This window comes from Lysinibacillus fusiformis, assembly GCF_003049525.1.
Lineage (GTDB): Bacteria > Bacillota > Bacilli > Bacillales_A > Planococcaceae > Lysinibacillus > Lysinibacillus fusiformis.
This window is the reverse complement of sequence record NZ_PYWL01000021.1, coordinates 37285-48351: the sequence shown is the minus strand read 5'-3', so window position 1 is coordinate 48351 and position 11067 is coordinate 37285. Positions and strand designations below refer to the sequence as shown.

Sequence of the window (11067 nt, the reverse complement as noted above, 5' to 3'; positions counted from 1 at the left end):
CTCGACTTGCATGTATTAGGCACGCCGCCAGCGTTCGTCCTGAGCCAGGATCAAACTCTCCATAAAAGAAATTTGATTAGCTCAAATTGTTTTGCTGGCATCAATTTTGATGTCCAAAATTTTGTTTTGTTCACTAGCTAGGCTAGCTACTAAAAACTTTATTGATTACGTTTTGCTTGTTCAGTTTTCAAGGTTCATGTTGTTTATTTCAGCGTCACCTCTTGGCGACTCACTAATAATATCAAGATTCGACAACTATGTCAACATATTATCTAAAAATATTTCAATAGATTAAATTTATCAATTCAAACACTTGATACTAAGCAAAAATAGTATATTGCCTAGTAGAAGAGAAAGTTGGAAATTGAAGGTACTATACTTTATATAACCGTATACCTCTCCACATTATGATCCTTACTATAAATGAAAAAAGGCAGCCATAATTATGGCTTGCCTTTCTACAAATTAGTAATGATTCGAGAAATATAAAAACTGCGGTTTTTTCCTAAATCAAAAATTTCGCCTGTATGAACTAATTTAATGAGAGGACGTGTGGGTGCAAACTTATTTACAAACATGACTTCTCCACGCTCTAGGTTAGAAAGTTCAACAATCGTACCTATAGGGAGATCCGCAACAATATCGATTAATGCACGTACCACTTTAATATCAAACTTACCGAACTCAGATTCATTAATCATTTCTATTACTTTAAACGACGATTGCTTTGACCTATATACACGTTCACAAGTCATGGCATGGAATACATCTGCCACGGCAATGATTTGCGCAAAGATAGAAATATTAGCGATCTTTTCGCCTTTCGGATACCCGCTTCCATTTAAACGTTCATGGTGTTGAAATATTGCCTCTTTCATAGTTTCTTTTAAAATGGTTAAATCCTTCACCATGTTATAGCTATAAATTGGATGTTTATAAATTTCATCAAACTCCTGCTCAGTAAGAGGTGTCTTTTTATCTCGAATACGGGGGTGTACTTTAGCCATTCCACAATCAGCTAATAGGCCACCTATGGCAATTTGAATTGTTGTCCCTCTATCATAGCCTAACTTTTGAGCAACGACAGAGGAAATCAAAGCTGTTGCTACACTATGGTGATATAAATAGTCTTTAGGGTTAGAAAACTCATTTAAATCAAAAATAATTGTTCGATCTTCCAAGACCATTTCTACCAAAGGCAATATAATGGTTCTTGCTTTGGCGATATCTACTTTAGCACCCGCTTCCCAATTTTTAAATTCCTTTTTAAATTGTTCAATAGAATGATTATAAGACTTCCTAAAAGTCGGAATGTCCTCTACTACTACTTCTACATCAATTTCTTTCTTTTCCGACCGAATATCGTTTTGATTTTTATAAACAGGGACGTTAAAAATATTAAATGCCTGGAAAACTTGTAAATGTACATGGGAAATCATTGTATCTTTAAAGATGATAGGATACTGTGTATTAGCAAAAATATCTTCAGAAATTACTCTACCAACGCCTAACTCTGAAATTGGAACATGTATTGTTTCCATGAAATGAACACCTCTCCACTTTAACTTGCTTCAAATAAGGGTACTTTTATTTTATCATGTAATTCAAAATAATTACTTATTTTTCATTATTTATAATAAAAAACCGATGATCGACATGAACGCTGTCGTCATCGGTTTAAATTATTCCTCTATTTCCTCTTCGTCTTCAGGCAATTCTTCTGCTTTTTCAACCTTAGCCACAGTTGCAACCAATTCTTCATCACCTAAGCGAATTAAACGAACACCCTGTGTGCTGCGCCCAATTAATGAAATATCATTAACATCCATACGAATAAGCATACCGTTAATAGTTATAAGCATAAGATCCTCTGAACCATCAACTGTTTTCACAGCCACCATCGGACCATTTTTATCAGTAATTTGCATTGTTTTTAATCCAACGCCACCACGGCTTTGTAAACGATAATCATCTTCAGAAGTACGTTTACCATAACCTTTTTCAGTAACTACTAAAATTTCTTGTCCTGGTTCAACAATCTCCATACCTACTACTTCGTCACCATCACGAAGTTTAATACCTCGTACACCACCAGCTGTACGTCCCATAGAACGAATATCATCTTCCTGGAAACGAACAAGCATACCATCACGTGTACCGATGATAATTTGCTTATCCCCATCTGTTAAACGAACAGAAATAAGATCATCATCTTCTCGTAAACTGATAGCTATTAAACCATTCGTACGAATGTTGGCAAATTGTGATACAGGTGTACGTTTCGTAATACCCGTTTTAGTTGTAAAGATAAAGTACGCATCTTCATCAAATGATCCAACACGAATCATCGCTGTTACTTTCTCACCTTTATCGATATTGAGCAAGTTAACAATCGGTAGCCCTTTAGCTGTACGACCATACTCTGGAATTTCGTAACCTTTCGCTCTAAATACTTTACCTTTGGAAGTAAAGAATAGAATTGTATCATGCGTAGAGGTATTCATAAGATGCTCTACAAAGTCATCTTCATTTGTACCCATTCCCTGAACTCCACGACCACCGCGTTTCTGACTACGATATGTATTCGCAGCTAAACGTTTAATATAGCCGTTATGCGTTAAAGTAACGACTGAATTTTCAACAGGAATTAGATCCTCATCTTCAATCATTTCAATACCGCCAGAAGTAATTTCAGTACGGCGTATATCACTATAGCGGTCTTTCAGCTCTAAAATTTCAGTACGAATGATATCAACAATTTTAGCTTCGTCCGCTAAAATTGCCTTTAATTCAGCTATTAGAACCTGAAGCTCTTGATATTCAGCTTCTATTTTTTCACGCTCTAAGCCACTTAAACGAACTAAACGCATATCTAAAATTGCTTGAGCTTGTCGTTCTGATAAATTAAAACGCTCCATTAATTGAGGCTTCGCTTCTTCACCACTACGTGAACCACGAATAATCGCAATTATTTCATCAATATGATCTAATGCAATTCGTAAGCCTTCTAAAATATGTGCACGGTCTTCTGCTTTTCGAAGATCGAATTCAGTACGACGACGAATAATAACTTTTTGGTGCTCTAAATAATGGTATAGCATTTCTTTTAAGCCCAATACCTTTGGCTGACCATTTACTAATGACAGCATATTGATACCAAAGCTTGATTGCATAGCTGTTTGTTTGTATAGATTATTTAACACTACATTTGCATTTGCATCTTTTCGTACCTCGATAACTACCCGCATACCACGACGGTCTGACTCATCACGTAAATTCGTAATACCATCGATTTTTTTATCACGCACAAGCTCTGCTATTTTTTCAATCAGCTTAGCCTTATTTACTTGGTATGGTAATTCATGAACAAGGATAGTTTCCTTACCATTCGCCTTTTGCTCAATTTCCACCTTCGCACGAATAATAATAGAACCACGGCCAGATTCATAGGCTCTACGAATCCCACTACGGCCTAAAATTAATCCGCCAGTAGGGAAATCTGGGCCAGGGATGATTTCCATCAATTCTTCTGTAGTAATGGCTGGGTTTTCAGAAAGTGCTATAACCGCATCAATCGTTTCTCCCAAATGGTGAGGAGGAATATTTGTGGCCATACCAACGGCAATCCCTGCAGCACCGTTTACTAATAAGTTTGGATAACGACTTGGTAAAACAATCGGTTCTTTTTCGGAGCCATCATAGTTATCTGTATAATCAATTGTGTCTTTATTGATATCACGTAGCATTTCCATCGCAATTTTAGACATACGTGATTCTGTATAACGCATAGCTGCCGCTCCATCACCATCAACAGAACCAAAGTTCCCATGACCGTCAACAAGCATATAACGATAGCTAAAATCTTGTGCCATACGTACCATAGCATCATAAATGGAAGAGTCACCATGTGGATGGTACTTACCCATAACATCCCCAACAATACGTGCTGATTTTTTGTAAGGTTTATCTGCTGTATTTCCTAACTCCTGCATCCCATATAAAATACGACGATGTACTGGTTTTAATCCATCACGTACATCAGGTAATGCACGTGAAACAATTACACTCATTGCATAATCAAGAAAGGATGTTTCAATTTCTTCTGTAATATTAATTCCTTTAACACCGGAGCGTTCTTGTTCTGACAAAGTGTAGACCTCCTCTCAAGAAAAATTAGATATCTAAATTAGCGTAAACGGCATTTTCCTCAATAAATTGACGACGAGGTTCAACTTCATCGCCCATTAAACGCTCAAATGCTTGGTTAGCCTTAATTGCATCATCTAATTCTACTTGTAATAATGTACGGTGCTCTGGATCCATTGTAGTATCCCAAAGTTGTTCAGCATTCATTTCACCAAGACCTTTATAACGTTGTACATTCGGTTTTGGCATTTTTGGTAGTCGTTCTAAAATTTCTTTTAATGTTTCATCATCATAGCAATATTCAACATGCTTACCTTGTTTCACTTGATAAAGTGGTGGCTGCGCAATGTAAATATAGCCTGCCTCTATAAGTGGACGAAGGAAACGGAAGAAGAATGTTAAAAGCAATGTACGAATATGTGCACCATCAACATCGGCATCTGTCATAATAATAATTTTATGATAACGGGCCTTTTCTAAATTGAACTCTTCTCCAATACCAGTACCGAATGCTGTAATCATGGCACGGATTTCTGCGTTCGATAAAATCTTATCTAAGCGTGCCTTTTCAACATTGAGAATTTTCCCACGTAAAGGCAATATTGCTTGGAAGTGACGATCACGTCCTGATTTAGCTGATCCTCCCGCAGAATCACCCTCAACAATATAGATTTCACAATCAGCTGGATTTGTTGAAGAACAGTCAGCCAATTTACCAGGCAAACTTGACACTTCAAGTGCATTTTTACGACGAGTAAATTCACGGGCCTTTTTGGCTGCGACACGAGCACGAGCTGCCATTAAACCTTTTTCCACAACTTTGCGAGCAACAGTTGGATTTTCCAACATAAAACGTTCAAAGCCATCCGAGAATAAAGCGTTAGTAATTTGACTTACTTCCGAGTTCCCTAACTTTGTTTTTGTTTGCCCCTCAAATTGAGGATCTGGATGTTTAATAGAAACAATAGCTGTTAAGCCTTCGCGCACATCCTCACCTGTCAAATTGGCATCAGCTTCTTTCAATAATCCACCTTTTCGTGCGTAATCATTAATGACGCGTGTAAGAGCTGTTTTAAAACCAGACTCATGTGTACCACCTTCATACGTATTAATGTTATTAGCAAATGAAAATATATTAGAAGAGAATCCGGCATTATATTGCATAGCAATCTCAACCGAGATACCATCTTTTTCTCCAAGTACATCAATCGGATCATGAATCGGCTCTTTAGATTGATTTAGGTGCTCAACATATGAACGAATACCACCTTCATAGTGATATGTAGTTGAACGCTCCTCACCTTCACGTTCATCGGCAATGGTAATCTTGATTCCACGATTTAAATAAGCCAATTCACGAATACGATGAGCTAAAATATCATACTCATAAACAGTAGTTTCTTTAAAAATTTCTGGGTCCGCTTTAAAACGTGTTGTTGTTCCATTACGGTCTGTATCACCAATAATTTTTAGCTCTTGTATCGTTTTTCCACGTTGGAATTTGATTTCATGAATATGACCTTCGCGGTGAACTTGCACAATTGTTTCAGCAGAAAGAGCATTAACAACGGATGCCCCTACTCCATGTAGACCACCTGAAACTTTGTAGCCTCCACCGCCAAATTTACCACCAGCATGTAAAACTGTCATGATAACTTCAACAGCAGGCTTACCCATCTTTTCTTGAATGCTGACCGGAATACCACGACCGTTATCTTCTACGCGAATCCAGTTTTCTTTTTCAATTGTTACTTGTATATCAGTACAAAATCCTGCTAGAGCTTCATCGATACTATTATCAACGATTTCCCATACTAAGTGGTGTAACCCTTTTGAGCTTGTTGAACCGATATACATCCCTGGTCTTTTACGTACTGCCTCTAAACCTTCTAATACCTGTATCTGATCGGCCTCATAAGCTTGGTTTTGTAAACCTTCGTTCTCTATAGCCACGGCTTTCATCTACTCCTTCATAACATCATTGTGTGTAAATGAATGAACAGTCAACCGAGCTGACTATTACCATTCTTTTGTAATCTAAAAAACTACCCTGGCTAACTTTTTTCTATCGCACCTTGTTTCACGTGGAACAGTTGAGCCTGCTCCATTGTTTCATGATGAATTCCTTCAACACTTGTAGTTGTGACAAAGGTTTGCACTTCACCTTGAATGGTATTTAATAAATGCGATTGACGATAATCATCAAGTTCCGACAAGACATCATCTAAAAGTAGTATGGGTGTTTCATTTGTTTCTTGTTTAATTAATTCAATTTCAGCAAGTTTTAAAGACAATGCGGTTGTACGCTGCTGTCCTTGCGAGCCATATGTTTGCACATCATAGCCATTTACTAAAAACTGCAAATCATCACGATGTGGACCTACTAACGTCACACCTCTGTCAAATTCGCGTTCTCTTGCTTCCATCAATTTTTGATGTAAAGTATTTTCAATTTCGCTAGAAGAATGTTCTTTTTCTATTCCAGCTACCGTACGATATTTTATAACGAGCGTTTCCTTCCCTTGTGATATACCTGCATGTATAGGTTCAGCCCACTCCTGCAATAAATCCATAAATTGAAATCTTTTACGAATAATTTGGGTAGCTGCATGAATATATTGTTCATTATAAACCTCATACATCACATCATTTGACATGGACTTGCCCTGGTTCATCTTTAAGAAATGGTTACGTTGTTTTAAAACTTTTTGAAAGGTTAATAAATCATGTAAATAGACAGGCGAAATTTGCCCAATCTCCATATCAATAAAACGTCGGCGTATTTGCGGACTACCCTTTACAACGTTTAAATCCTCTGGTGCAAACATTACGACGTTCATTTGGCCAATATAATGACTAAGGCGACTTTGCTCTATATGATTTATCTTGCCCTTTTTACCCTTCTTTGTAATCGTAAGCTCAATCGGTAAAATACCATGTCTTTTTTGAACGGCCCCTTCTATTTTACCATAGTCTGAATCCCAACGTATCAATTCTTTATCGTTCGTTGTTCGATGGGATTTAGCCATTGCTAATACGTAAATAGACTCCATAACATTTGTTTTTCCTTGAGCATTTTCACCAATGAAAACATTAATTTTTGGAGAGAAGTTTAAAGCTAAGGCATCATAATTACGGTAATTTGTAAGTTTTATTTGTTCAATATGCATAGTTTATTGCCCAGTTGGTCCTACGATCTGAAAACGACCACATCCTGGTATATTTATAACATCTCCGTTACGTAATTTTCGACCTCGACGATCGTCTACTTCTCCATTGACATATACAGCATTTTCCTGTAAAAACCACTTCGCCATTCCACCTGAACTAATGGCATCAGATATTTTTAATAGCTGCCCTAACGTGATGAACTCCTCATCGATTTTAATGTCCTGCATAGTGTGTTCCCCTCCAAATACAGACTGACTATCTCTCTATCATACCTAAAATTTCCCCATAAGTAAAAAAGATAGCCGCAAATTGCGACTATCCTAACAGATCTTAAATTTTTAGTAAGTACGTACAGGTAAAATTAATTGTAAAATTGCATCGTCATGAACCGAGCGTAAAATAAACGGTCTCATTGCGCCTGTAAATTGAATAACTACATCTTGGCCGTCGATTGCCTTCAATGCCTCCATCATATATTTGGCACTAAAAGAAATTTTCAGACCTTCCCCTTCTAATGACTCAACAGGAATTTCCTCTTGTACTTTACCGATTTCAGGTGAATTAGAAGAAACTTCAACTGCTTGGTGGCCTAATATTTCAAAACGGACAACATTATTACGGTCTCCTCTTGCTACTAGTGAGGCACGGTCAATAGCTTGCAATAAAGATTTGCCGTTAATCGTTACATTAGTTTGATATTCTTCCGGAATTAAGCGAGTAGTGTCTGGGTAATTTCCTTCTAACAAACGAGAGAAGAATAAAACATCTCCTGTTTTAAATAATACTTGCTGACTTGTAATAACAATTTGGACAAGATTTGTAGAATCCTCTAGTACTTTATTTAACTCATTTAAACTTTTTCCTGGGATAACAACACTATGCTCAACTTCTGGTAAATTTTCCAGTTGTACCTTACGTCTAGCTAAACGGTGACTATCTGTTGCAACACAGATTAATGTTTCGTTTTTAATCTGCCAGTTTACACCTGTCAACACCGGTCTACTTTCTGAAGTGGCAACTGCAAACACTGTTTCACGAATAATTGTTTTTAGAAGATCAGCAGGAATAGTAAATTTTTGATCTTCCGTTAATTCTGGTAATAATGGGTATTCAGCTGCATCAGAGCCAATTAAATGGAACTCAGATTTACCAGAGCGAATATGAGTTTGGAAACCAGGTGTTACATGGATTTCAACATCATTTGTTGGTAATTTACGTACAATTTCATTAAACATACGAGCTTGTACAACTATTGATCCTGTTTCTGCAATGTGAATAATCTGTTGTCCATCTTCCTCAACAGGGATAAATGTTTGGATTGTAATATCTGCATCACTACCTGTTAAGCGAATACCTTCTTCTGTTACATCAATTTTAATCCCTGTTAAAATCGGGATAGTTGTTTTAGAACTTACTGCTTTCATGACATCATTTAAACCCTCTAATAAACGGTCACGTAAAATATCAAATTTCATTCGTTTTCCCTCACATATTTATATTATTTATTTATATAAAATAAAAAAGATATAGTAATAGGCTCTGTGGATTTGTGGATAAGTGCCTTTTTATGAATAAAATCAGTCTATCCACATGTAGATAGACTGTGTATAAGTTTGTGTTTAAATAGTAGGATTGTCCACAGTAATTACTTCCCCAGCATGCTACGAATTTGTTTAACATCTTGTTGAAGCTGGACGTCATTTTTCAACAAAGAAGATATTTTTTCGTGAGCATGAATCACAGTTGTATGATCACGTCCCCCAAATTCTTCGCCAATTTTCGGCAGCGAAAAATCTGTTAATTCGCGTGATAAATACATGGCAATTTGGCGAGGAAAAGCAATTAGCTTTGTACGCTTTTTCGCCACAAAATCTTCTAAACGTATACTAAAATGCTCACCAACAGCATTTTGAATGTCTAATATTGTCACAGTTCGTGGCTTTGAATTAGGAATGATATCCTTTAGTGCCTCTGCAGCAAGTGTGGCATTAATATCTTTGTTTACGAGTGATGAATAGGCAACGACGCGAATAAGCGCACCTTCAAGCTCCCTAATATTGGAGTCAATCTGGTTCGCAATATAGAGCATCACCTCATTGGGTACCTCTAAACCATCTGCTTTTGCTTTTTTACGCAGAATAGCAATACGTGTTTCCAAATCAGGAGGTGCAATATCCGTTATTAATCCCCATTCAAAACGTGAACGTAGCCGATCCTCTAATGTTGGAATTTCCTTTGGAGGTCGGTCACTTGATATAACAATTTGCTTGGATTCTTCATGTAAAGTATTAAACGTGTGGAAAAATTCTTCTTGAGTTGATTCTTTTCCAGCAAGGAATTGAATATCATCAATTAGCAGTACATCCACATTGCGGTACTTATTGCGAAAATCAAGTGCTTTGTTATCACGAATAGAGTTAATAAATTCATTTGTAAATTTCTCAGATGATAAATAGACTACTTTTGCATTCGGATTATGCTCTAAAACATAATGACCAATGGCATGCATTAAGTGCGTCTTACCAAGCCCAACTCCCCCATAAATGAAGAAAGGGTTATAAGCCTTTGCAGGTGCTTCAGCAACTGCTAGAGAGGCAGCATGTGCAAAGCGGTTACCAGAGCCAATAACAAACGTATCAAAAGTATACTTCGGGTTTAGCATCCCCGGTGAAATATCATGGTGATCGTTATTCTTTGCTTGGATAATCGGCGCCGGCAAATCAAAATCGTCCGAATCCTGGTTTTTTTGAACAACAAATTTAATAAGCAAGTCTTCGCCTGTAAGCTCCGTTAATATACCTGTAATCAAATGAATATAATGATTCTCAAGCCAATCTCGAGCAAACGAATTTGGCGCAGCAATTGTCACAGTTGAACCACTGCCATTGTAGGACAGTAATTTGGTAGACTTTAGCCACGTTTCGAAGCTTGGTTTAGAAATTTTTTGTTCAACTTGAGCCAGGACATTATTCCATAATTCTTCTAAATGTTCCAAGCTACTAATCTCCTTTACAGTGTTCAATACATAAAAAAAAATTGCATTTATAGAAATGGCAAATACGTTCATTTTACAACTCGTCCACATAATCACAAGTTGTGGATAAAAGTTAACCAAAGGCTGTGATAAAAATTATCCACAGCATATTAACAGTTGTGGATAATTAAAATGTTCATTTCAGTTTTCAACAAAGTGAAGCACAGTAATCGTATCAGAAAAACAAAGCTATTTCAATAGTTTATGAAACTTATCCACATAGCTTGTAGTTATGCACTTTAGAGTTGTCCACAAGCACTGCGTATGTGAAAAAGCTGTAGATAAATGTTGTGGATAAAAAAATATGCAAAAAACACTATACACAACTCTGTGCAAAAAAAACAAGTATTCTGTGGATAAATATTTTAAAAAAAAGTTAGTAATATTGTTTTTTTCGGAGTATTGGAATGGTCATTGGGGGAAGATGAAGTAGATTCATTTAGATACATAGAATGACTACCTAAAAGAAATTTGTGAAATACATTGACAAAATAACTAGTTACTTTATATAATATTCGAGTCTGTATGTTGAAAAATTCAACTCATATATCAGGAGGTGTCTATATAAATGAAACGTACTTACCAACCAAAGAAACGTAAACACAGTAAAGTTCACGGTTTCCGCGCACGTATGAGCACGAAAAACGGTCGCAAAGTTCTTGCTGCTCGTCGTCGTAAAGGAAGAAAAGTTTTATCAGCATAAAATAAGTCCACTG

8 protein-coding genes and 1 rRNA gene are annotated in these 11067 nt (G+C 36.6%); 1 reads left to right on the top strand and 8 read right to left on the bottom strand.

All coding sequences use genetic code 11. The features are described from left to right. The 8 genes from C9J29_RS23130 to dnaA all read right to left on the bottom strand — a co-directional run. Positions 1–66: ribosomal RNA gene (locus tag C9J29_RS23130) — 16S ribosomal RNA — on the bottom strand; the annotation flags it as partial. A 392-nt stretch (positions 67–458) separates the two neighbouring features. Continuing rightward, a complete protein-coding gene (locus tag C9J29_RS23125) occupies positions 459–1541 on the bottom strand; it encodes an HD-GYP domain-containing protein (protein ID WP_008177998.1) in 1083 nt (360 codons plus the stop codon). A gap of 141 nt (positions 1542–1682) precedes the next feature. Further along, positions 1683–4148 carry a DNA gyrase subunit A gene (gyrA, locus tag C9J29_RS23120; RefSeq protein WP_008177996.1) on the bottom strand — a complete coding sequence of 822 codons (2466 nt, stop codon included), beginning with the start codon at positions 4146–4148 and terminating at the stop codon, positions 1683–1685. A 25-nt stretch (positions 4149–4173) separates the two neighbouring features. After that, positions 4174–6108 (bottom strand): DNA topoisomerase (ATP-hydrolyzing) subunit B, encoded by a 1935-nt coding sequence (gyrB, locus tag C9J29_RS23115; protein WP_089986465.1) that lies wholly within the window; start codon positions 6106–6108, stop codon positions 4174–4176. A gap of 92 nt (positions 6109–6200) precedes the next feature. Beyond that, complete coding sequence (recF, locus tag C9J29_RS23110) at positions 6201–7316, bottom strand: DNA replication/repair protein RecF (protein ID WP_008177992.1); 1116 nt, start codon at positions 7314–7316, stop codon at positions 6201–6203. A gap of 3 nt (positions 7317–7319) precedes the next feature. After that, entirely contained in the window at positions 7320–7544 is a 225-nt protein-coding gene (gene yaaA, locus C9J29_RS23105; protein ID WP_008177990.1) for a S4 domain-containing protein YaaA, read from the bottom strand. Between the two features lie 111 nt (positions 7545–7655). Further along, positions 7656–8792 carry a DNA polymerase III subunit beta gene (gene dnaN, locus C9J29_RS23100; RefSeq protein WP_089986464.1) on the bottom strand — a complete coding sequence of 379 codons (1137 nt, stop codon included), beginning with the start codon at positions 8790–8792 and terminating at the stop codon, positions 7656–7658. 170 nt (positions 8793–8962) lie between these two features. After that, positions 8963–10312, bottom strand: a complete 1350-nt coding sequence (gene dnaA / locus C9J29_RS23095) for a chromosomal replication initiator protein DnaA (protein WP_008177987.1) — start codon at positions 10310–10312, stop codon at positions 8963–8965. 607 nt (positions 10313–10919) lie between these two features. On the opposite strand from dnaA, the gene rpmH reads away from it, so the two are divergent. After that, the gene (gene rpmH / locus C9J29_RS23090; protein ID WP_004233310.1) at positions 10920–11054 is read left to right on the top strand and encodes a 50S ribosomal protein L34; all 135 of its coding nucleotides are present in this window, start codon (positions 10920–10922) and stop codon (positions 11052–11054) included. Positions 11055–11067: the final 13 nt, after the last annotated feature.